This is a genomic window from Candidatus Binatus sp. (assembly GCF_030646925.1).
Lineage (GTDB): Bacteria > Desulfobacterota > Binatia > Binatales > Binataceae > Binatus.
The window spans coordinates 17,676-40,338 of the sequence record NZ_JAUSKL010000083.1; the positions used below are offsets into that span (position 1 = coordinate 17,676).

Genomic DNA, 22,663 nt, shown 5'->3' on the forward strand with positions numbered 1-22,663 from the left:
AGTGCGGACGAGGGGCTAATGCCCGTGCACCATCCGCGACGGCTCCGGCTGCGTGTGCCCGAGAATGGGATGAGGCCGATAGGGCATCTGCAGGGCTTTGACCTCGTCGGTGCTGAGCTTCACGTCCACGGCTGAGATCGCTTCCTTCAGATGATTGATTTTGGTCGCGCCGATGATTGGCGCGCTGACGCCGGGCGCCTGGAGAATCCATGCGCATGCGACCTGCGACGGCGTGACGCCGCGTTCCTTCGCGATGCTTTCGACGACGTCGAGCACTTCGAAATCGTTCTCGCGAAAATACATCCCCTTGGCGAATTCGTCGCTCTTGGCGCGCACGGTCGGACCGCTGCCGGCCTTGTCGCGATTGCCGGCCAGGAAGCCGCGCGCGAGCGGACTCCACGGGATCAGGCCGACGCCGCTATCGAGGCATAGCGGATTCATCTCGCGCTCTTCCTCGCGATAAACGAGGTTGTAGTGATTTTGCATCGAGATGAATCGATGCCATCCGTTTTCCTTCTGCAGATGCAGCGCCTTGGCAAACTGCCACGCCGCCATCGAGCTGGCGCCGAGATAACGCACCTTGCCCGCGCGGACGATTGAATCGAGCGCCTCGAGCGTTTCTTCGATCGGCGTCGCAAAATCCCATCGATGGATTTGATAGAGGTCGATGTAATCCATCTTGAGGCGGCGGAGAGAGGCGTCGACGGCTGCGAGAATGTGCTTGCGGCTGAGGCCTGCGCGATTTTGCCCGGGTCCCATCGGCCCGTTGACTTTGGTCGCGACCACCAGTTCGTCGCGCTTCCCCATCTCATTCAGCCAGCGGCCGGTGACCTCCTCGCTGACGCCGATCGAGTAAACGTCTGCGGTGTCGTAAAAATTGATGCCCGCTTCGATCGCGGCGGCGAAATGGTCGCGCGCGTCGTCCATCGTGAGCACCCAATCGCGCCATTTTTTATCGCCATAGCTCATGCATCCGAGGCAGATGCGCGAGACGGTCATGCCGGTTTTGCCGAGTTTGTCGTACTGCATGGTTGCTCCGATGCGGGTTTTTCAGCCGTTGCAACTTCGGTTGGAGTCGATCGCGGCTCATTGCAAAGTCCGGCGGTTAGCGGTCGTTGTCAAGGCCGTTTAGCGACGTTTCGCGGATGTTAAGATTTCTTGGCAGGCCCTATTTATCTAACGCGCGCCACGGAATAGGATGGCGCAGAAGTTGGACTGGCCGATTGGTCAGGCGAGGTTTTCGACGACCAGCCTGGTCGAAAGGGCGGGAACACCTGAGCTGTTTGATGCCGCGCGATAATTGCCACCGGAGGGAAGGTATGAGGGTCCTTTTTGTTCATCCGAGTCCGCTGATGTACAGCGAGATCTATCTCCGCCTGGAACCGCTCGGAATGGAACGCGTGGCGGCGGCGGTGCGAGCGGCGGGGCATGATGTCAGGATTATCGACCTGCAGATATTCAAGCATAGCGATCTGTTCGATGAGCTGAAGAACTTCCGGCCGCAGGCGATCGGGTTCTCGCTGAATTACCTCGCCAACGTGCCCGAGGTGATCGATCTCGCCAAGGACGTGAAGCAGTTGATGAAGGACTGCTTCGTGTTCACCGGCGGGCATAGCGGGTCGTTCGTCGCGGACGAGATTCTAGAGCACGCTGAAGGATCGATCGACGCGGTGATCCGCGGCGAAGGCGAGACGGCGACGCCGATGCTGCTCGACGCGATCGGCACCAACGCGATGGCGAAAGTGCCGGGCGTGGTGACGACGCAGGGCGCCGGTCCCACGCCGATCATGCTCGACAATCTCGACCAGTTTTTTCCGGCGCGCGACCTCGGACGGCGGCGCAACAAGTATTTCATCGGAGTGCTGGATCCCTGCGCGTCGATCGAGTTTACGCGCGGATGCCCGTGGGATTGCTCGTTTTGCAGCGCGTGGACTTTCTACGGCCGCAGCTATCGCAAATCGACGGCGGAGGCCGCGGCCGAAGACATGCTCTCGATCAAGGAGCCCAATGTTTTCATCGTCGATGACGTCGCGTTCATTCATCCTGAGCATGGGTTTGCGATCGGCAACGAGATCGAGAAACGCAAAATCAAGAAGCAGTACTACCTCGAGACGCGCGCGGACGTGCTGTGCCGCAATCCGGAAGTGTTCCGGTACTGGCGCAAGCTCGGGATGGAATACATGTTCCTCGGGCTCGAGGCGATCGACGAAGAGGGCCTGAAGCTGCATCGCAAGCGCTCGTCGATGGGCGTGAATTTCAAGGCGCTCGAAATCGCGCGCGAGATCGGGATCACCGTGGCGATCAATCTGATCGCGGACCCGTCGTGGGATGAGAAGCGCTTCGAGGTGATTCGCGAATGGGCGATGAGCATCCCGGAGATCGTGCATCTGACGGTCGCGACGCCGTATCCCGGCACCGAGTTGTGGTTCACCGAAGCGCGCAAGCTGACGACGCTCGACTACCGGCTGTTCGATATCCAGCATGCGGTGCTGCCGACCAAGCTGCCGCTCCTGCAATTCTACCAGGAGCTGGTGAAGACGCAGGACGTGCTGAATCGGAAGCATCTAGGGTTCGCGGCGCTTAGGCAGGTGGCGTCGATCGCGGGCAAGCTCGCGCTTCAAGGGCAGACCAACTTCATTAAGATGCTCTGGAAGTTCAACAGCGTGTACAACGCGGAGCGGCAAGTGGCCGAGCACGCGAAGGAAGTGAAGTACGCGATGCGTCCGCCGCCGATGCATGCGGAGGGGCGGCCGTCGGCGGAACAACTGTATATACACATGCCAAAGCCGGGGCGGCCGCAGGCGGAAACGCCGATCGTCGCGCCCGGCGGCGGCAGATAGTCGTCGCGAGGAGAGAGCGGAGCGGAACAATGCCTGAAACCCCTCACTGGTTTCAGGGCTTCCTGGGGCAGTAAGAAAAAGATGCGCGCTACGCGCTGTTAGAAAAGGGGTGATTTGAAGTTCAGAATTGAATTTGATCGCGAGACCGACGGGCGCTGGATCGCCGAAGTTCCTGAATTGCCTGGCGTACTTGCGTATGGTGAGACGCGAGCCGCGGCCCGCGAAGCAATCATCCTGCTTGCCGTCGAAGTGTTGGCGGAGCGGCAGACGCCGGTTCGGTAAGCCTAGCTCCGTCATCCTGAGCGAAGGCTGCCGGAGTCGAAGGATCTCTCTCTAAATACCTCGCCCGCTTTGTTGCGGGAGAGGTAGCCGAAGCGCGTTAGCGATGAGGCTGGTGAGGGTGCAGGCGACGCAAAGCCGATCAAAAGAGATCCGGGATCTTTCGACTACGCGGCCTTCGGCTCAGAATGACAAAGTGGTGAGGTTCGCTCATCGACGAAAAATTCACCAACTCTCAGAATGACCAAGTCGGGGCAGACCCCCTCTCGCGCACCGGATAACGACTACGCATCACCTGCCGGAGAATTTGGGGGGGCGTTTGGCGAGGAATGATGCGATGCCCTCGCGGCCGTCGGCGCTGGCCGACATCCTTGCGATGTAATCCGTCTCGAGCGCGAGTTGCGCCTCGAGCGTGTTCGTCGAGCTTTCGATTAACAGGCGCTTGACGCCTCCGTATGCGGCGGTCGGACCAGTGGCGAGCTGAGTTGCGAACTTCGACGCCTCGCTCATCAGGTCTGCATCGGGCACTACGCGCGTCACCAGTCCCATTTCGGCCGCTTCGCGCGCGCTCAGCACGCGATTGGTGATCGCGAGTTCGAGCGTGCGCCGATAGCCGATTATCCGCGGCAGAAAGTACGTCGAGGAGCCGTCGGGCGTGAGGCCGGCCCGCGTGTAGGCCATCGTGAATTTCGCCGACTCCGCCGCGTACACGAAATCGCACGAGCATGCGAGGCTGAAGCCGCCGCCGGCGGCGCTGCCATGCACCGCGACAACGACCGGCGCGTCCATCCGCGCGAAATGCGCGACCGCCTGATGCAGATGCAAGGTCACCTGCTCGATGTATCCGGGCAATTCTTCTGGCGGCTGCGCGGCGAAGCTCTTGAGGTCTCCGCCGGCGCAAAACATCCTGCCGGCGCCGCTAAGTAGTACCGCGCGCACCGCGCGATCGTTGGCGCATCGCCGCGCCGCGTGCCGAATCTCGGATGCGAGCTCGAGGTCGATTCCGTTGGCCGCGTCAGGCCGATTGAGAGTGATGTGCGCGACGTGATCGCGGAGATCGAAAATCAATTTTGAATATTCAGCCATTTTTTCGCCTCGATAGTCTTCGAACTGCGCGGGTTAGAGCGAGCGATACCAAGCGGCGATCGCGGCGCCGATTTCGGCGGGCGAATCTTCCTGGATGAAGTGGGTTCCTTTGACGGTCAGCTCGCGCTGATTGGGCCATCGGCGGCAAAACTCGCGTTGCGCGCCAATCAAGATCGCGCCGGGATCCGCATTGATAAACAATTTTGGTATCGGGCTTTTCGCAAGCCACTCGGAGTAGCCGCGCACGATCGCGGTGACGTCGGCCGGTTCGCCGTCGAGCGGAATCTCGCGCGGCCAGGTGAGCATCGGGCGGCGCGATTCGCCGGCGGTCACGAACGGCTTGCGATAGGCATCCATTTCCGCGTCGGTGAGTTTGCGCATCACGCTGCCCGGCAGAATGCGCTCGACGAAGATGTTCTTGTCGAGAATCATATTTTCACCGGCGGGACTGCGGAGCGCCTTGAAAATTTCAATCGCAGTCTTCGACCATTCGGACCATTCGAGCGGACGCACGATCGCTTCCATGTACGCGATTCCTATGACGGCGTCGGGATGCCTCGAGGCCCAATAGAAGCCGAGCGCAGAGCCCCAATCGTGCACCACCAGCGTCACGCGGTGATTGAGATTCAGCGCGTCGAAGAACGCATCGAGATGTTTCGCATGATCGACGAAGCGATAGCTGCCGGTGGCAGAAGGTCCGGACGCGCCCATCCCGATCAGGTCCGGCGCGATGCATCGCGCGAGCGGCGCTACATGCGGAATGATATTTCGCCAGAGATACGACGAAGTAGGATTGCCATGAAGAAACACGACCGGGTCACCGCTGCCGGTATCGACGCAGGAAATCGAGGTGCCAAGCAGATCGATTTTTTTGCGCGGATGCGGATCCGCGGCGGAGATTTGCGCGTCGCTCATGATTTTCTCCTGAATGATCGAGATTGATACGACCTCGCATCGAGCGGTGCAAGCCGACGTTTGCGCTGGCGCGCGCGGCGGGCGCAGAATCGCGAAATCGGAATCGAAAAATCGCGCGAGGCGACTTAAGATGGCTCAGGAACGCAAGCGAAAATTCTGGGGCTGGGGCTTCGAAGACCAGGGCCCGAACGCGGAACAGCAAAGGCATATCGCGGAGCGGATGGCGAAGCGCTTCGACTTAGGTCCCCTCGAAATTTTGCCGGCGCCGAAGGAAAGCGAGTTGAATCTGCGCGAGCCGCGCGTGCAACCGCCCGCGGCGCTCGAGGCAATCTGCACGAGCAGCACGCACGAGCGCGCGAATCATTCGTATGGCAAGGATTTTCGCGACCTGGTGCGCGCGTATCGGCGCGAGTATCCGAATCCGTTCGACGTGGTCGCGTTTCCGCGCGACGAGAAGGAACTGGTGCGCGTGCTCGAATGGTGCGACGGCGCGAATCTCGCGGCGGTGCCGTACGGCGGCGGGTCGAGCGTGGTCGGCGGAGTCGAGCCGCCGTCCAGCGGCAATTTCAAGGGCGCGGTTTCGATCGATTTGAAGCATCTCGGGAACGTGCTCGAGGTCGATAAAATTTCGCGCGCGGCAAGAATCCAGGCGGGCGTGTATGGCCCCGCGCTCGACGCGCAGTTGAAGCCGCACGGCTACACGATTCGGCATTTTCCGCAGTCGTTCGAATTCTCGACGCTGGGCGGATGGATCGCGACGCGATCGGGCGGGCATTTCGCGACGCTCTACACGCATATCGATGACTTCGTCGAGTCGCTGCGCGTCGTCACGCCGACGGGAATCGTCGAATCGCGGCGATTGCCCGGTTCGGGCGCCGGTCCGAGTCCCGATCGAATGTTCATCGGCTCGGAGGGAATTTTAGGAATCATCACGGAAGCGTGGATGCGCGTGCAAGATCGTCCGACGTATCGCGCGGGTGCGTCGGTGCCGTTTCCGGATTTGCTCAAAGCCGCCGAGGCGGTGCGGCAGATCTCGCAAGCCGGACTCTATCCGGCGAATTGCCGCGTGCTCGACGAGGGCGAGGCTTTCAACTCCGGCGCCGGCAATGGCAACGAAGCGGTGCTGGTGCTCGCATTCGAGTCAGCGGACCATCCGCTGGAACCGTGGATGAAGCGCGCGCTCGAATGCTGCGCCGATCATGGCGGCAAGGTGCCGACCGAGGCGACGAAGACGCGGACTGACGCCGAGGCGACACACGAAGGATCGGCGGGTGCGTGGCGCAATTCGTTTCTCAACGCGCCGTACCTGATGGACACGGTCGCTGCGATGGGGATGGTGAGCAATACGTTCGAGACTTCGATCACGTGGGACCGCTTCCCGGAATTTCATCGCCAGATGATCGAGACCGCGACCGACGCGATCAAACGAGTGTGCGGCAAAGGCTCGGTGACGTGCCGCTTTACGCACGTTTATCCCGACGGGCCAGCGCCGTACTACACAGTGCTGGCGCCGGGCAAGCGCGGCTCGCAGATCGAGCAGTGGGATGAAATCAAGGCGGCAGTTTCGGATCGATTGATCGCGCTGGGCGGCACGATCACGCATCATCACGCGGTCGGGCGCTATCATCGGCCGTGGTACGATCGTCAACGGCCAGAGGGGTTTGCGAATGCGCTCAGGGCGGCGAAGCGGGCGCTCGATCCGCGCGGAATTCTGAATGCGGGCGTGCTTATCGATCCGTGAAGGGGAGCGTCGTCGAGCCGTTCGGATTTCCGAACGGCCCGACGACACCCTCACCTGCACCTTTATCTTGGAGCGATTCGGCCCTTCGGCCCGAAGTCGGCTTCGCGTCGCGTTCCGCGACTTCGGCGTTCGATGTAATAGATATTCGCGCTCAGTCGTTGAGGTCGAGTTGTTTGCGCGCGGCCTCGCTCATCAGGTGCGGCGTCCACGGCGGATCCCAGACGATCTCGACGGCGGCATCTTCGACGCCCGGGATGCCGAGCAGCTTGTCCTGGATGTCCTGCGTGATCATTGTGCTCATCTGGCAGCCGGGTGCGGTGAGCGTCATAATCACGTTGATGTTTCGATTTTCGATCGTGACGCCGTAGATCAGGCCGAGGTCCACGAGATTGACCGGAATCTCCGGGTCGTAGCATTCGCGGAGAACCTCGTAAACGTCGGCCTCCGTCGGTGCGGGTGAATTCTCCATCGGCAGTATCTAGTATATAAGAGGGTGCTGCCGGGCGATATCGGCATCGACGATCGCGTTGTCGCTCGCGCGGGCGGCCCGGGAGACTTCATCAATCATGGCCGATGCGGAAAATCAGAAAGAGGAATTGTACGACGATGCGATCGACGCCTACGCCGACGAAAAATACGACGAGGCGATCGCGCTCTACCAGAAGGCGCTCGAAATCGATCCCAAGTATATCGATGCGCTCCACGGGCTGACGATGTGCTACCAGGCGAAGGGCGATCTCGACCAAGCGATCGAACTCACGCGGCGGCATATCGCGGAGGATCCCGAAGATATCCTGGCGCATACCAACCTCAGCATGTTCTATCAGAAGAAAGGGATGGTCCCCGAAGCTGAAGCCGCTGGCGCAGAGGCGCGCCGGCTCGATTGGAAACGGCAACTGAAAGAAGGCAAGCCAAAAGCGTAGCGAGGTCGCGATGAAGCTGAAGGACAAGATTGTACTGATCACGGGCGGCGGTTCGGGGCTTGGGCGCGAGATGGGACTGACGTTCGCGCGCGAGGGCGCGACGATCGGCGTTAACGACATCAGGCCCGAATCGGCGCAGAACGTCGTGACGGAGATCGAGCGCGCGGGCGGCAAGGCGCGGCCGTTCGTCGCGGACGTGGCGAACAGCGCGGCGGTGAAGAAGATGTTCGCGGATTTTATCGCGGCGTTCGGCACGATCGACGTGCTGATCAACAACGCGGGGATCGGGCGCACGCGCGAATCGAGCGAGATCATTCCGACGCAGGACAAGAGCGACGAAGACTGGCACAAGATGCTATCGACGCATCTCGATTCGACGTTCTTCTGCACCCGCGAAGCGCTCAAGGTGATGATTCCGAAAGGCGCGGGGCGAATCGTGAATATCGGCTCGATCGCGGGGACGACCGGGCTCGCGTTCGCGGCGGATTACTGCGCGGCGAAGGGCGGCATCATCTCGTTCACGAAATCGGTGGCGCGCGAAGTGGTCGGCATGGGCATCCTGGTGAATTGTATCGCGCCCGGATTTATCAACACGCCGATGACCGCGCCGATCGAAGCGGAATTCAAGCAGCAGGTGATCGCGATGACGCCGATCGGAAGATTCGGCGAGCCGAGCGATATCGCGGCGGCGGCGCTTTATCTCTCGTGCGACGATTCGAAATTCATGGTGGGGCAGGTGATCAGTCCGAACGGCGGCTTCGTCATCTAAAAGTATTTCGGAGCACAAATGTACATCACATACGTCTCGTTCAACTTTCAGAGCGGCGATCTCGAAGCGGAAGAGCGAAACTACCTGGGGCATCACGTAGCCCTGGCGAGGCGCTTCCCCGGGCTTCGGCAGTACTACACCGGACGCCTGATGAAGACGGGCGGCAAGGAGCCTGATCGAATTCGCGGCGCGATCATGACTTACGACAGCAGCACTGCGGCGGAAGCCGCGATGCGATCGGACGTAGTGCCGCCGCTAATCACCGATACGCAGGCGCATCTGAAGGATCTGACGTCGCATTCGGCGGAAGGCGAAGTGATCGTGCCGTTCGATTCGCGGCGCGCGGAGCAGCGATGCTTCACGATGATCGCCGAGTTCGATCTCGAGCAGAGTGCGGGGGCGAGCGCGGCGGAAGAGCGCTATCTCAGCAAGCATACCGGGATCGCGCGGCGACTGCCGGGGCTGCGCAACTACATCATCGGGAAGCTGATGCAGGCGCCGGGCGGCGATGTCACGCGCAACCGGATGGCGATCCTGGTGTTCGATTCGCTCGAGGCATATCGGGCGGCGTATGCGTCGCAGCTCGGTCTGGAATTGCAGCAGGACGAAGCTGCGACGATTCGCAACGCGCAGGTGCGGCGCCTCGATGCTCGAGTGGAAATTTAAGATCGAATTCGGGATCCGATTCAGAACTGGATTCACGCTCGCCGACTGAATCCGCAGGTTTGCCGGCACAATCGATCTCGCGGCACGAGTCTCAGTAATCTTGTTGATCATGCTGGCACGGTCCGCGGGAATTCTGATACCGCTGTTTTCCTTGCGCACGCGCGCGACACTCGGCCGCGGCGAAATTGCCGATCTGGCGCCGATGATCGATTTCGCGCTCTCGATGGGGCATCGCGCGATCCAGCTTCTGCCGCTCGACGAGACGGCGCCCGGAGAACTGAGTCCGTACAGCGCGATTTGCGTGCAGGCGATCGATCCGATGTACATCGCGATCCGCGACCTGGGCGGCGTGGGACGTGTCGTGCTCGGGCGCGCGCGCACGAATATCGGCAACGGACGGCGGATTCCGCGCGCAGTCGTGCGGCGCGAAAAGCTCGCGCTGCTGGAGCGCGCATTCCGCGCGACTCGCGCGCGCGGCGGCCGCGACGAAGGACCGGAACTCGACGCGTTTATCAAGGACAACGCGGAATGGATCCACGACTACGCGCTGTTTCGCGCGCTGAAGGATCGCTTCGAGTGGGCGAAGTGGGAAGCGTGGCCGCGCGAGTTGATGCGTCGCGAGGCCACGGCGCTCGAGCAAACGCGGCGCGAACTTGCCGACAAAATCGAGATGTATTGCTACTGGCAATTTATTGCGCATCGGCAATGGAACGAGATTCGGAGGTACGCGTCGTCGCGCGGCGTGGCGCTGGGCGGCGATCTGGCGTTCTCGCCGGGCCGCGACAGTGCCGAAGTTTGGGCCAATCAGGATGATTTCGACCTGACGCGCAGCGTAGGCGCGCCGCCCGACACCTTCAACGCGAGGGGTCAGCGCTGGGGACTGCCGCTGCCGAATTGGGCAAAGATGCGCGCGGGTGGCTACCGGATTCTGCGTTCGCGAGTGCGCCGCGCGAGCGCGCTCTTCGACCTGATTCGGATCGATCACGTCGTCGGCTTGTATCGCACTTTCAACTTCGGCGCCGACGAAAATCAGCCCGGAATTTTCACTCCCGCGGATGAAGCGCAGCAAAAGACGCAGGGCGAAGAGATAATCAACGCGATCAAGCACGAGGCCGGCGCGGCGACGATCATCGCGGAGGATCTCGGCACGGTGCCGCCGTGGGTTCGGCAATCGCTGACGGAGCTCGGCGTCGCCGGGTACAAGGTGATGCAGTGGGAGCGCGTCGATTGGGATTCTCCCGCCGAAACATACTTGAGCCCGGTTAAGTATCCCGAGCTTTCGCTCGCGACGACCGGCACTCACGATACCGAAGCGCTGACGATCTGGTGGCGCGAACAGCCGATTGGCGAACGCGAGAAACTGGTGCGAGCGCTCGGCGTCGAGGCGCAAGCAAATCCGCGCGAGATGCTGAATCGGCGCGCGCGCGATGCGATTCTCGGCGCGCTTTATCAGGCGCCGTCGCGCCTGGTGCTAACTCCGTTCCAGGATTTGTTCGGCTGGAGCGTACAGATCAATCGGCCGGGGCAGGTCGGCGATTCGAATTGGACCTATCGACTGCCGCTCCCGATCGAAAAACTGCGGCGCAGCCGGGCGATTCAAGCACAGGTCGCGCTGGTTCGCGAGATCGCGATGCGCAGCGGACGGTTCAGCGCATAGCGCTACGCGGCGCGAATCGAATCGAGCAGGGTGATTTTGGCGGCGCGCCATGCCGGCAGCAATCCGCCGAGCACGCCCATTATCAGCGCCGCGACAAGTCCAGAGATAAACGCCGATGGCGTCATCCTGAATGAGAAGATGAGCATCTCGACGCTCATCAGATGCGAGCTCAGTCCGGTCATGGTGGCAACGAGCACGCCGAGAACCTCGCCGATCACTCCGCCGGCCAGCGCCAGCACGATACTCTCGACGATGAAGCTCACGAGGATGGACGAATTGCTGAAGCCGAGCGCGCGCAGGATGCCGACCTCGCGCGTACGCCGCGCAACCGACGTGTACATCGTGTTCATGCCGCCGAAGATCGCGCCGATTGCGAGAATCCCCGCGACGATGAGTCCGAGTCCGGCAAAGCTATCCGCGAGCCGCGACTGCTGCTCGTAAAAGCGATCCTCGGGAATCGCGTCGAGGCTGAGTCGCGCATCCTTAAGCAGCGCTGCCCGCAGACTCTCGTCCATCCCGGGCTTCATCACGATGTGCAGGGAGGAGAATCCGTTGCCGAAGTGGACGTCCTGCTGCAACACGTCGAGGTCGGTCCAGATTTCGGATTCGCGCGCGCTGCCTCGATCGGAAAATGTGCCGACGATACGCCAGGTGCGATGTCCAAAATGCAGCTCATGACCCGGCGCAAGATGCGGAAATTTTTTTGCGAGCCGCCGTCCGGTGATCATTTCGGCCTGGCCCGGCTCGGGCATCCGCCCGCTGGCGATCTCGATCCCGCGATGAACCTGAAATGCGGTGGGATAAACGCCGCGCAAGTAGGTGAAGTTGCTCTGATCGAGCGCGCCATCGGGCAGCGGATTGAACGCGGTGACCATCTCGGGCGATACCAGCGGAGCGCCGTTGGCGTTCGCAGCAATCTCGGGACGCGTCCTGATCACGTTGTACTGCTCGCGCGTCACGAAACTCTGCGGCTCGGCGGTGGTGCCGCGGCTCAGCACGATCCAGTTGCCGCGCGAGCCGGCCCGGAGAACGGTGGCGCGCAGACCGGCGACGAAGCCGAACAGGATAAACAGGATGAACACGACCATCGCGACGCCAATCGCGGTCATCGCGGACGTCATCCGCCGCACCATCAGACTGCGCACGTTGTACTTGATCGGTATCACGCGGCGCGCCCGGCCAATTCTCTCAGACTGGTCTCGCGTGAAGCAGGACGTAGGGTTCGTACAGGAGGGGGGTGATCTTTTCGATTCGGAAGCCGGCTTTCGCAAGCAGCGTATCGTAGTCGGCTTGCGACCGCGCGTGACTGCCCTGGATTGCGAGCGCCGCGACCGCGGCGACATACGTCGAAGTTGCGTAATTCCGGCCTTCGAGCATCGCATACTCGGCGATCACGAGGTCGGCGCCGACTGTCATCGCGGCGCGGCAGTTTCGCAGGATCGCGAGCGCGCGCTCGTCGTCCCAATTCACCATCACCGATGACAGCAGGTAGGCGTCGCCGCCGGCCGGCACCGATTTGAAGAAATCGCCGCCGACGAATTCGCAGCGCGCTCCCAGGCCTTCCACTTCGATTCTGCGCCGGGCGCCCTCGACCACCGGCGGCGAGTCGAAAAGCACCGCGCGCAAGCCAGAATTGGCGCGCAGGACGATCGACGTCATGGCGCCGTGGCCACCGCCGATATCGACGAGTTTTTTGGCGCGGGAGAAATCGAAGGCGGCCGTCACGTCGGAATAGCGGAGCGGCGCCGTCATCGTCATCACTTCGTTGAAGCGCGACGCGGCGGCTTCGTTGCGGGTGAAGTATTCGTAAAAGCCCATGCCGAAGATGTGGTCGAATGCAGGCTCTCCCGTGAGGGCGGTGTGGAGCAGGTCACCCGCGGCGCGAAAATATTCCTCGCCGAGCAAGATCGCCTGCGTGCGCCATCCGGGGTTCGAGCGCAGGAATTCGCCGATTGGCTTGAGCGCGAAGCGCCGGTCGGGCATCTCGCCCAGCACCTCGAGCGCGACCAGCGCGCGCAGGATGCCTACCAGTGTAGGAGGATGCGCGCCCGTTTTGGCGGCGATTTCCTCCGCGGTCATCGGAGCCGAGGCGAGCAAATCAGGAATTCCAAGTTTGGCCGCGACGTAAACGATCTGGGTGACGATGCCGCCTACGAACAGGTTGGAGATTTTCTCCCGCAGGGATGAATTATCGAGCAGCGAATCGTTCATGCCGAAAACCGTCGAACAAGGGGCTCTGCTTCAAACAACTTTGCCGATCGCCTCCGCAGGCGGCGTCCTGATAGCGCTCCAGATAGGACCGAGACCACTGATCAAAGAGATTGCGACCGCGATGATAATAGCCGCAATCGCGCCGGAGGGCGTAACCCACAGAGCGCCGATATCGCCCGTCACCCGGAGCGACAGTCCCGCGCCGAAAATGTAAAGCGCGGTCGTTCCGCCGATCACACCGCCGGCGAGGCCGATCGCGCCGCACTCGCCAAACAGCATCAGCGAAATCGTCGAGCGGCTGAAGCCGAGCGCGCGCATCACGGCGACTTCGTTCATGCGCTCGCGCACCATCATGGCGGTCGAGTTGGCGGCGATCAGGAAAAAAGTGAGAATCACGATTGCGCACAGGCTCAGCACGATCGCGCGGATATCGCCGACGGAAGAAAGGCCGCCGGCCAGCGCGTCGCTTTCGGTCAGTGTGCGGGTTTCATAGTCGGAGTTGCGGAAGTAGCGATCGATTTCCTTGATCAACGAATCGACCTGCGCGGGGCTGTTCACGCGCACGACGAGGTTCAGCGCGAGGTCCGGATTGGGATGGCCGATCGCGCGGCGCGCCTCCTCGAGGTAGTCGCGGCGGAACGCGAACATGTTTGGATAGCGCTTCGCGGGCATCTCGCCGAGAATCACGAAATCGAGCGCGAGATGATCGCGATCGACGCCGCGCAGCGTCACCTGCTGCCCGGGCCGCCATCCGTTGCGGGCCATCAATATTCGCCCAGCGAAGGCGCCGCGGCGCTCCCGTTGCAGCGCGCGGCTCGCCTCGCCGCCGAGATCGTAGTCGGGAAACACGTCGGCGATTTCGAGGCCTTCGGCGACGGCAAGGATTTGCGCGCTGGCGTCGCGGTAGGTCGCGGGCCATCCGGTGATTGCGACGCACGCGGCGCATCCGGGCATCTCGCGGATGTCGTTGCAGTAGCGGGCGGGGAGTCCGTAGAGCGGCAGGCTTCGATTGAGCACGATCAGGCGCAGCGTCGCCGAAGCGTCGCGAACAATTTTGTCCATCGAGGCGGGCACGGACGCGAGCACGAGAAATATAAAGGTGGCGAGCGCGATCGTGAGCGCGGTCAGAATCGATCGCGCTGGATTGCGCTGCAAGTTGCGTCCGACGAGTTTGAACAGGTTCAACCCGGTCCCCTTAATCCGAGTAATCCGCCGAGGAATTTGACGCCGCGAGCGCTGCTGATGATGTTGTAAGACGCGCCATCGGTCACCGACGAATAACCGAATCGATCAGTCCGGCAGTTATCGCCCAAACGCGACACGTTGTGCAAGTTCGATCAACTCCTGGAGTTGACCATTTCGATCATCTCGATACCGTAGGCCCGGCGATCTGCGCGCGCAGCGGATCGAAGCCAAGTTGTGACGGCCTATCGGCTTGAACTATAAGCAGGACTTGATGCGCAACTCGGGGAGATTTTCATGGGACCACTGAAAGGGATCCGCGTGCTCGATATGAGCATGGTCGTATCGGGACCGTTCTGCACGATGATGCTCGGTGATTTGGGCGCCGACATAGTCAAGTTCGAGCAGCCCGTGGGCGACGTGACGCGCATGCCGAGCGGCAGCGATCGCGGCGGCATGACGATCGGAATTCTCAACTGGAATCGCAACAAGCGCGCGATCATGCTCGATCTGAAGCGCGACGGCGCAGCGGAGGTGCTGCTCAAGATGGCGGAGCAGGCCGACGTGGTGATCCAGAATGTGCGGCCCGGCGTGGTCGAGCGGCTGGGCGTGGGTTACGAGGCGGTCGCGGCGCGCAATCCGAAGATCGTCTATTGCTCGATTGCCGGCTACGGCTTCGAAGGCCCATACGTGAACAAGCCTGCCTACGATCCGATCATCCAGGGTATGGCGGGAGTGATGGTTTCGCAGCGTACGCAGGGGCGGCCGCGCGCGGTGAAAAATATTATCGCCGACAAGGTCACTGCGATGACGGCGGCGATCTCGATTCTCGCGGCGCTCAACGAAGCGCAGCGCAGCGGACGCGGACAGCATCTGACGATCGCGATGATCGATGCGGTCGCGTACTACCTGATGCCCGACGTCGCCTCGCGGCATACCTATCTGCCCGATCAGCGCGGCGTGCCGCCTTCGATGAATACGCTCGAGCCGTTCCAGACCGCCGACGGCTACATCACGATCGCGCCGCTTACGGACAAGCATTGGGCGGGAATTCTCGGTGCGGTGGGGCATCTGGAATGGTTCGAGGGCGACGAACCGCGCATGGAACGGGTCAAGCGATCGATCAAGAGCCTGATCACGCTCTTTCCCACGAAGCCGTCGGCGTACTGGCTCGAGCGGATCGAGGCGGCGGACGTTCCATGCGGTCCGCTCAACGATTTCGATTCGATCTGGACCGATCCGCAGTTCACCGTGAACCAGACTTTCTTCGAGTATGAGCATCCGGCGGCCGGGCGTGTGCGCGCGGTGCGATCGCCGGCGAAGTTCTCGCGCACGCAACCGGAACTGTGGCGGCACGCGCCGGCGCTGGGTCAGCATACCGATGAGATACTGAGCGACTTCGGATTCAGTGCGAACGAGATTGCGAAGCTGCGAGCCGATCAAGTTGTGAGGTGAGCAGGCCCGCGGCAAATCCGAATCAGCGGGCGCGCATCGCGTCGATTTCGCGATTGCTTGGCTGCGCGATTGCCGCATTGAGCATCGGAGCTTGCGGCGCGAAGCAGCCAACCGTGACGGCGCCGTCGGCGCACGCGCAGGCAATCCCGTCGGCGACGCCGTCGCCGGGTGGCGCCGCGATCAGCGCCCATGCTCCTTACGCGATCACTGCCGGGCCGGACGGCAATCTGTGGTTCACGGAGTTCCAGGGCGCGGGTATCGGGCGCATAACTCCGTACGGCGCGACCAAGCGATTCGAGATCGATGAAGACGGCTTCGCCGAGCGAATCACGACCGGACCCGACGGCGCAATCTGGTTCACCGACACGTTCGGCAATCGAATCGGGCGCGTAGCCGCCGACGGCAAGGTCGCGTACATCAAACTGCCCAACTCGAACAGCGGCCCGGCTGGTATCACCACGGGCTCCGACGGCAATCTCTGGTTCACGGAGCACGTCGCGGATCGGATCGGGCGGCTAAGCCCCAACGGCACGCTGACTGAGATTCCCGTGCCAAAAAAATCGGGCCCGGCCGAGATCATCGCTGGCAGCGACAACAATTTGTGGTTCGCGGAAGACAAGGTGAATCGCATCGGGCGGATGACGACGGCGGGCAAGCTGACCGAATTTCAAATCGGCACGCCCGATAGCCGTCCTGCGATGCTCGCGCTCGGCTCCGACGGCAACGTCTGGTTTACCGAGCCGCAGGTGAACAAGGTCGGTCGAATCACGCCGCAGGGTGCGATCAGCGAATTCCAGTTTCCCACCTCGGGAGTGCCGCTCGGTATCGCGAGCGGCTCGGACAAAAACCTGTGGGTGACGATGGTCAAGGCGCATCTGATTTATCGCGTCACCCCCGATGGACAATTCACCGAATTCCGCACGTCGGAGACCACGGCGGCGACCTTTATCGCGGCGGGTCCCGACGGCAATTTATGGTTCACCGAGCCGAACGGGAAGATCGGCAAGCTCACGACGTCCGGCGATATCGACGGCGAGTTTCTCTACTCGCAGCCGTTCGCAAAGTAGGACAAGCCTCGATTTGCGCGATACCCGGAGCGCTTCTGTTCCGAATCGCGAGATTTGCGCTATAAGCCTCAGGGAACCAAAACTCAAGTTTGGATTCCCACATCACACACGACAAGGAGATTCAGCATGGGCAAGCTCGACGGGAAAGTAGCCGCTATCACCGGCGGCGGCCGCGGTATCGGCCGCGGAATCGCGAGGGCATTCGCCGCGCAGGGATGCGCAGTTGTGATCAACGATCTCGGCGTGACGGTCGCCGGGCAAAAGGAGACTTCATCGCCGGCCGACGACGTTGCGAAAGAGATCAAGGCGGCGGGCGGCAACGCGGTGTCGAATCACATGGATATCTCGACGGTCGAGGGCGGCGAAGGCCTCGTCAATCAGGCCATCAAGGAGTTCGGCAAGCTCGACATCCTGGTCAACGTGGCGGGCATCCTGCGCGATCGCATGCTGTTCAACATGAGCGAGCAGGAGTGGGACGACGTGATCCGGGTGCATCTGAAGGGGCATTACTGCACGATGCGTCCGGCGACGGCGCATATGCGCGAGCGCAAGTTCGGACGAGTCATCAACTTTTCGTCGAACTCGGCGCTCGGCAGTCCCGGCCAGCCGAACTATGCGGCGGCCAAGGCGGGAATCCTCGGATTGACGTATTCGAGCGCGAACGCGCTTCAGAAATACGGCATCACCGTGAACGCGATCATGCCGGGCGCGTCGACGCGAATGACCGATACGATCCCTGCCGGCCGGATGCCGGGCGCGACGGGAATCCCGCAGTCCGAGAACGTCGAGGGCACGCCGCGCGATCCGGCCAACGTCGCGCCGATCGTGGTGTTCCTCGCGAGCGACGCTGCTGAGAAAGTCACTGGCCAGTGCTTCGGTGCGTCGGGTTATCGAATCATGCGTTATCGCCATATCGTAGCGGACAAGATCCTCTACAATGACGGCCCATGGAATATCGATCGGCTATTCGATCAGTTGAAGTCCACGCTGCTCGTCGATCTGGAACCGCCGCGGATGTAAGCGGATCGCGCTCGCCACGCGGATGCGCCGTTACTGCGACGCGGCTTGGGCTTTGGTCGTGGTCGTGCGATGACGCATCTTCAATCGCTCGCGGAGTTTGTGCTGGCTTGGCGACGGCGATGCCGCGGGAATCGGCGAGGGGATTGCCTGAGCAACGGCGGGCGCCGGCCCGAAGACCTTGTCCAGGAACGCGGTCACGTGAGCGGCGTATTCCTTCGGCACCTGGAAAATCGCGTCGGCGTGGCCTTTCGACGGCGTAATCCACAGTTCGGCGGGACCACTGGCGGCTTGGCGTATCGCCTCGCCGTCAGCGACCGGGGTCAGCGGATCGCCGCTATTCTGGATGATGAGCAGCGGACACTTGCCGAGATTGGCTGCCGCTTTCGCGGGCGAGACGTTGAACAGGTTTTTGCCGAACCACCAGTACGCCTCCCAAATCACGGTGCGCGCAAACGCGGGATTGAGGCCTGCCATTGCGGGACTGTGCAACAGAGTTTGGGCGAGGTTCGCATACGAACTGTCGACGACGATCGCTTTGAACACCGGCTTTTCGGACTGCGCAAGGATAGCTGCCGCACCTCCTTCTGAAATCCCGATTGCAGCCACTTTGTCGTAGCCGTCTTCGTTAAGTTCGCGAACGATCTCGAACGCGAATTTGCGCTTGGTTAAGCCCCAGGTAATCCCGTATTTCGGATTGTTCGCGCTGTACGCGGCCAGAATGTTGTAACCCGCCGCGTGAAGAAACTTGACGTAGGGTATTATCTGGACTTCGTCCCCTCCAGCCGGCGGCAGCAGCACGATGACCTCGGGACGGCTGCCTGCGAAAAACCATCCGATCACCGGCACCGAGCGCCCGCGAAAGCTATCGTCCCGCACTGCTCCACAATCCAGCCTTTGCGGTTCGAGCCCCGTCGCCGCGCGGATGTTGCTCACCGACCCGCGAGTGAAAATGGGGATATGCTCTCCCAGGACGTCATGGCCGGTGCCCTTCTCCAGGGAAGGCGGATACTTGAGGCTGCGAGAGACGATGAAGGCCGTGACCATCCACAGCAGCAGTGGCACGCCGAGAATGATTGACCCGACGCCGAGGATGCCACGCCGTTTTGGTTCGGGTTCGCCGGCGTCGCCGACGGCTTGCGGATTTGACTCGTCGCTCATGAGGTTATGATTTGTCATAAGCAGCCCTGACCGCAAGCAGCGTGGGTTGTTAGCAATACTTGTCCCACCTATGCTCCTCGCTCAAGGAAAAGAGATATCGATGGCCGACTGGAACCCCGAACTCTACAACCGCTTCCGCCGCTATCGCGCGGAGCCGGTCGAGCACATTTTTTCGCGACTTCAATTTGCCGACGACGAACAAATGATCGATCTCGGATGCGGCCCCGGCGACAACACGGTCGAACTCGCGCGGCGCTCGGCGCATGGCGCGGCGCGCGGCGTCGATTCGTCGCCCGCGATGATCGAGGCGGCGGAGAAGCTGCGCGATAGCTTGCCGATCGATCTGAAGTCGCGCCTGTCGTTTGCAGTTATCGACGTCTCGACGTTCAGCGCCGACCGCGAATACAGCCTGATATTCTCGAATGCGACCATCCAGTGGCTGCGGGACCATCGCGGCGTTTTCACACGATGCCTCGCGGCGCTGAAGCCCGGCGGACGGCTCGCGGTCCAGATGCCCGCCAACGCGATCGAGACCGCCAAAGTCGAGATGGACCGGCTGCTCGGCGAATCGCCGTGGCGTGAATTGCTCGGCGGTATCCAGATCCCTTTTCGCAAGGACGCGGTGCCGGAGCATTATCTTAGGATGCTCACCGAACTTGGATACGCGGACGTCGATTCGTACTACGTCACGTTTCATCATCCGATGGACAGCCCGGCGGAGGTCGTTCAGTGGTATCGCTCGACGGGGCTCCGGCCGTTCGTCGATGCGCTGCCTGACGATCGCCAGGGAGAATTCCTCGCCGCCTACACCGAGCGGCTCGAGCGCGCCTACGGCGCCACCGGTCCGATGACGTTCGACTTCAGGCGCATCTTCATTTGGGGCCGCCGGCCCGGCTGATGGCGTCGCGGCGCACGATTCCGGCGCTGGTCGCGCATGGCGGCGCGGGCGCAGCAACTGCCGGTGACGAACGAGGCGAGCGCCGGCGCGGAATGCTCGCGGCGGCGCGGCTCGGCGCAAAGATCCTGCAAAGCGGCGGGAGCGCGCTCGACGCGGTCGTCGCGACGGTCGCGGCGCTCGAAGATCATCCGCTGTTCAACGCGGGATACGGCTCGCTGCTGAATTCCGAAGGCAACCTCGAGATGGATGCGTCGGTGATGTATGCGCATCCGGTGAGCGGCCCGGAAGTGAAGCGCGGCAAGGAGACGCGGCATCCGGCGGAAGACGACGACTATGATGTGAGTGCGGGCGCGGTCGCCCTCGTGAGCCGGGTGCGAAATCCGGTGATGCTCGCGCGCGCGGTGATGGAACGCTCGCCGCATATCCTGTTGGCCGCGCTCGGCGCGGAGCGCTTCGCGCGGAACTGCGGGATGCGACTCGTCAAGCCGGCCGAAATGATTTCGCCGCGCGCCCGCGAGCGATGGCGCGCGCGGAAGCGGCAGCAGGCCGAGGAACTCGCGCAGGCCGCGGCGCGCGCATCGATGCTGCCGGAGCACGGCACCGTTGGCGCAATCGCGATCGACCAGGACCGCGGAATCGCGGCGGCCACCTCGACCGGCGGCGTGCCAGGAAAACTCTTCGGGCGTATCGGCGACTCGGCGATCATCGGCGCGGGAACTTTCGCGCATGTGTTGGGCGCGGCGTCGGCGACCGGACAGGGCGAAGCGATCATCCTGACGTCGCTATGCCGCGAGGCGGTGCTGGCGCTCGCGGAAGGATCGCCCGAGGTGGTCGCGCGCGAAGCAATCGCCGAGATGATCGACGCGACCGGTGCCGAGGCCGGAGTAATCCTGCTCGATCGCCGCAGACGAATCGGCTACGCGCACAACGCGGCCTCGATGCAGGTGGCGCGCTTCGATCCGGCGGGCGGATTGCGTCATCTGTGGCTCGCACCGATCGCGCGGGTCGGCCGGGATCGCAAGTGAACGCGCAGTCGGCGGTATCGAAGTCGCCGGCAATCAGTTCTTCGATGCTCGCGCTCGCGGCAGTGCTCGCGCTGATCGTGCTTGGACAGGGAATCGGCGCGCCGTTTCAAAAGGACGCCGAGCCGCAATCTGCCGAGTGGATTCAAAGTATTGTGCGCGACGGCAATTGGCTGATTCCGGCCGATGCGTACGGCTTCGCCGATCGCAAGCCGCCGCTGTTTTACTGGCTGGCGGCGAGTACGGCGAAAATTTCCGGCGGCAACGTCGATGAGGTCCGCGCGCGGGCGGTATCGCTCGTCGCGGGGACGATTCTCGCACTTGCGGTGCTCGCGTGGACCGCGTCGCACGTCGGCGTGGTCGAAGGATGGCTCGCGTTTCTGTTCCTGATTGGCACCTACGGATTTGCGTCGCGCGCGACCACCGCGCTCACCGACATGTTGCTCACGCTGCTGCTGTTTGCGGCTAACGCCGCGATGTTTCCGCTGGTCGCCGGCGATGAAAGCGATAATGCGGACCAATCGAGTCGTACGAATCGGGTACCGATAGCGGCCGGAGTATTCCTTGGACTTGGAGTGCTGACCAAGGGACCGGTTGCGATCGTGCTATGCGCGCTTGCACCAGCGATTTATCTTTTGCTTCGGTGGCGGAACCCGCTTGTGATCGCGCGCAGGCGATGGGTCTGGCAAATCGCCGCGACCGCAATTGCGATCGGCGCGCTCTGGTACGTGCCGGCCGCGATCTACGGCAAGGAGCGCTTCTTCAGGATTTTGTTCGCCGAAAATTTTGGGCATTTCATGCCGGCCAAGCTCGGCGGCACCGGCGAGAGCTATCGGCCATTTTATTACATCGCGACCCGACTACTCGGCGCTGCGTTCCCGATGATTCTTTTAGTGGCGCCGGCGGTTACGGCGCTGTGGACTGGCGAATTCGCACGCGAAAAACGCCGCGCGATCATCTATCAAGCCAGCATGACGATTGCGGTGCTGTTGTTTTTCTCGATTGCGAGCGTCAAGCGCGACGATTACGTGCTGCCGGCGCTGCCCGGAATCGCGATCCTGTGCGCGTCGATATTTTCTCTTGCCGAAATCGATCGCGCGCGCGGACCCGCCGCGAAACTCCGCGACTTGATCGTCGTGATATTCGCCGCCGGATGTGCCGTCGCGATCATCGCGGAATTTATGCTGGCGAGGTCGCGTCCCGATTTGCCGCTCGGAATAAATTTGCAATCGAGCGACGCTGCCTTCGCCGCGATTTTCGGCCAGGGAATGGCGTCGATGCAATTTCCCTTCGTGGCGTGCGCAATCGCGCTGATCGCCGCGGCGGCGCTCGCAGTCTGGAGTTACAAGCGCAGACTTGCCGTCGGTGCAGGCTTCGCGTTTGCGCTGACTGGGCTCGCCGCGAGTATTTTGTGGACCGCGACGCTGAGACCGAAGCTCGCTGCGATGCGCAGTCTCAAGAATTTCGCGCCGCAAGTTGCCGAGACGGCGAAGGGTGCGCCGGTGTGCATTCCGGCCGGCATCAACTACGAATTTTCCTACTACTACGGCAGCGCGGTTCCAGCGCTGCGGAAAGGCCTCTGCCCCAAGCCCGCCGCGGATCATCCCGTGTACCTGGTCGCGACGCCACGCGAATTCGATGCGATGCGTCCCGAGGATCGCGCGCGCCTCAGGCTGATTCTGAAATCCGAACTGATCGGCGGCGGCGGTCCGCCCGCGCTGTACGAATTGATGCCGTCGCCACCGCCCAATGATTAACGTCGGCGCTCGAGTTT

Annotated in this window: 21 protein-coding genes; 13 read left to right on the top strand and 8 right to left on the bottom strand. The window is 62.2% G+C overall.

The genetic code is table 11. The features are described 5' to 3' along the window. Positions 1–15: 15 nt before the first annotated feature. A complete protein-coding gene (locus tag Q7S58_RS14335; RefSeq protein WP_304826964.1) occupies positions 16–1,029 on the bottom strand; it encodes an aldo/keto reductase in 1,014 nt (337 codons plus the stop codon). A 290-nt stretch (positions 1,030–1,319) separates the two neighbouring features. On the opposite strand from Q7S58_RS14335, the gene hpnR reads away from it, so the two are divergent. Both hpnR and Q7S58_RS14345 read left to right on the top strand, forming a co-directional pair. Next, entirely contained in the window at positions 1,320–2,840 is a 1,521-nt protein-coding gene (gene hpnR / locus Q7S58_RS14340; protein WP_304826967.1) for a hopanoid C-3 methylase HpnR, read from the top strand. Positions 2,841–2,954: 114 nt separating this feature from the next. After that, positions 2,955–3,122 (top strand): type II toxin-antitoxin system HicB family antitoxin, encoded by a 168-nt coding sequence (locus Q7S58_RS14345; RefSeq protein WP_304826970.1) that lies wholly within the window; start codon positions 2,955–2,957, stop codon positions 3,120–3,122. A gap of 288 nt (positions 3,123–3,410) precedes the next feature. Here Q7S58_RS14345 and Q7S58_RS14350 read toward each other — a convergent pair whose 3' ends face one another. Together Q7S58_RS14350 and Q7S58_RS14355 are read right to left on the bottom strand one after the other, a co-directional pair. Beyond that, the gene (locus Q7S58_RS14350; RefSeq protein ID WP_304826973.1) at positions 3,411–4,205 is read right to left on the bottom strand and encodes an enoyl-CoA hydratase/isomerase family protein; all 795 of its coding nucleotides are present in this window, start codon (positions 4,203–4,205) and stop codon (positions 3,411–3,413) included. A gap of 33 nt (positions 4,206–4,238) precedes the next feature. Further along, positions 4,239–5,120: a haloalkane dehalogenase gene (locus Q7S58_RS14355; protein WP_304826976.1), complete on the bottom strand. Its 882-nt coding sequence runs from the start codon at positions 5,118–5,120 to the stop codon at positions 4,239–4,241. Positions 5,121–5,250: 130 nt separating this feature from the next. On the opposite strand from Q7S58_RS14355, the gene Q7S58_RS14360 reads away from it, so the two are divergent. Beyond that, positions 5,251–6,861 (top strand): FAD-binding oxidoreductase, encoded by a 1,611-nt coding sequence (locus Q7S58_RS14360; protein WP_304826979.1) that lies wholly within the window; start codon positions 5,251–5,253, stop codon positions 6,859–6,861. A 151-nt stretch (positions 6,862–7,012) separates the two neighbouring features. Here the strand turns inward: Q7S58_RS14360 and Q7S58_RS14365 are convergent, their stop codons facing one another. Then, positions 7,013–7,330, bottom strand: a complete 318-nt coding sequence (locus Q7S58_RS14365; RefSeq protein WP_304826982.1) for a metal-sulfur cluster assembly factor — start codon at positions 7,328–7,330, stop codon at positions 7,013–7,015. Between the two features lie 97 nt (positions 7,331–7,427). On the opposite strand from Q7S58_RS14365, the gene Q7S58_RS14370 reads away from it, so the two are divergent. The 4 genes from Q7S58_RS14370 to malQ all read left to right on the top strand — a co-directional run bounded on the left by Q7S58_RS14370 (position 7,428) and on the right by malQ (position 10,876). Further along, on the top strand, positions 7,428–7,784 hold the full coding sequence (locus Q7S58_RS14370; protein WP_304826985.1) for a tetratricopeptide repeat protein: 357 nt from the start codon (positions 7,428–7,430) through the stop codon (positions 7,782–7,784). A gap of 10 nt (positions 7,785–7,794) precedes the next feature. After that, positions 7,795–8,553: an SDR family NAD(P)-dependent oxidoreductase gene (locus tag Q7S58_RS14375; protein ID WP_304826988.1), complete on the top strand. Its 759-nt coding sequence runs from the start codon at positions 7,795–7,797 to the stop codon at positions 8,551–8,553. An 18-nt stretch (positions 8,554–8,571) separates the two neighbouring features. Next, positions 8,572–9,219 carry an EthD family reductase gene (locus tag Q7S58_RS14380; RefSeq protein ID WP_304826991.1) on the top strand — a complete coding sequence of 216 codons (648 nt, stop codon included), beginning with the start codon at positions 8,572–8,574 and terminating at the stop codon, positions 9,217–9,219. A gap of 109 nt (positions 9,220–9,328) precedes the next feature. After that, positions 9,329–10,876, top strand: a complete 1,548-nt coding sequence (malQ, locus tag Q7S58_RS14385) for a 4-alpha-glucanotransferase (RefSeq protein WP_304826994.1) — start codon at positions 9,329–9,331, stop codon at positions 10,874–10,876. Between the two features lie 2 nt (positions 10,877–10,878). Here malQ and Q7S58_RS14390 read toward each other — a convergent pair whose 3' ends face one another. The 3 genes from Q7S58_RS14390 to Q7S58_RS14400 are packed head-to-tail and all read right to left on the bottom strand — an operon-like array spanning position 10,879 to position 14,272. Then, positions 10,879–12,042 (bottom strand): ABC transporter permease, encoded by a 1,164-nt coding sequence (locus tag Q7S58_RS14390; protein ID WP_304826997.1) that lies wholly within the window; start codon positions 12,040–12,042, stop codon positions 10,879–10,881. A 22-nt stretch (positions 12,043–12,064) separates the two neighbouring features. Continuing rightward, positions 12,065–13,087, bottom strand: a complete 1,023-nt coding sequence (locus tag Q7S58_RS14395) for a methyltransferase (RefSeq protein WP_304827001.1) — start codon at positions 13,085–13,087, stop codon at positions 12,065–12,067. Between the two features lie 30 nt (positions 13,088–13,117). Then, a complete protein-coding gene (locus Q7S58_RS14400) occupies positions 13,118–14,272 on the bottom strand; it encodes an ABC transporter permease (RefSeq protein WP_304827004.1) in 1,155 nt (384 codons plus the stop codon). Between the two features lie 294 nt (positions 14,273–14,566). Here Q7S58_RS14400 and Q7S58_RS14405 point away from each other — a divergent pair, with 294 nt between their 5' ends. The 3 genes from Q7S58_RS14405 (at position 14,567) to Q7S58_RS14415 (ending at position 17,811) form a co-directional block, all read left to right on the top strand. Further along, complete coding sequence (locus Q7S58_RS14405; RefSeq protein ID WP_304827007.1) at positions 14,567–15,724, top strand: CaiB/BaiF CoA-transferase family protein; 1,158 nt, start codon at positions 14,567–14,569, stop codon at positions 15,722–15,724. Between the two features lie 77 nt (positions 15,725–15,801). Then, complete coding sequence (locus Q7S58_RS14410; protein WP_304827010.1) at positions 15,802–16,791, top strand: hypothetical protein; 990 nt, start codon at positions 15,802–15,804, stop codon at positions 16,789–16,791. A 126-nt stretch (positions 16,792–16,917) separates the two neighbouring features. Further along, positions 16,918–17,811 carry an SDR family NAD(P)-dependent oxidoreductase gene (locus tag Q7S58_RS14415; protein ID WP_304827013.1) on the top strand — a complete coding sequence of 298 codons (894 nt, stop codon included), beginning with the start codon at positions 16,918–16,920 and terminating at the stop codon, positions 17,809–17,811. A gap of 30 nt (positions 17,812–17,841) precedes the next feature. Here Q7S58_RS14415 and Q7S58_RS14420 read toward each other — a convergent pair whose 3' ends face one another. Next, positions 17,842–18,969, bottom strand: a complete 1,128-nt coding sequence (locus tag Q7S58_RS14420; RefSeq protein WP_304827016.1) for an alpha/beta hydrolase — start codon at positions 18,967–18,969, stop codon at positions 17,842–17,844. Between the two features lie 100 nt (positions 18,970–19,069). Between Q7S58_RS14420 and Q7S58_RS14425 the strand changes: the two genes are divergently transcribed. Genes Q7S58_RS14425 through Q7S58_RS14435 form a run of 3 tightly spaced genes read left to right on the top strand, consistent with a single transcriptional unit; the run spans position 19,070 to position 22,646 of the window. Continuing rightward, positions 19,070–19,867 carry a methyltransferase domain-containing protein gene (locus Q7S58_RS14425; protein ID WP_304827019.1) on the top strand — a complete coding sequence of 266 codons (798 nt, stop codon included), beginning with the start codon at positions 19,070–19,072 and terminating at the stop codon, positions 19,865–19,867. After that, complete coding sequence (locus tag Q7S58_RS14430) at positions 19,867–20,892, top strand: isoaspartyl peptidase/L-asparaginase family protein (RefSeq protein ID WP_304827022.1); 1,026 nt, start codon at positions 19,867–19,869, stop codon at positions 20,890–20,892. The genes Q7S58_RS14425 and Q7S58_RS14430 overlap by 1 nt, the downstream gene beginning before the upstream one ends. Next, the gene (locus Q7S58_RS14435) at positions 20,889–22,646 is read left to right on the top strand and encodes a glycosyltransferase family 39 protein (protein WP_304827025.1); all 1,758 of its coding nucleotides are present in this window, start codon (positions 20,889–20,891) and stop codon (positions 22,644–22,646) included. The genes Q7S58_RS14430 and Q7S58_RS14435 overlap by 4 nt, the downstream gene beginning before the upstream one ends. Positions 22,647–22,663: the final 17 nt, after the last annotated feature.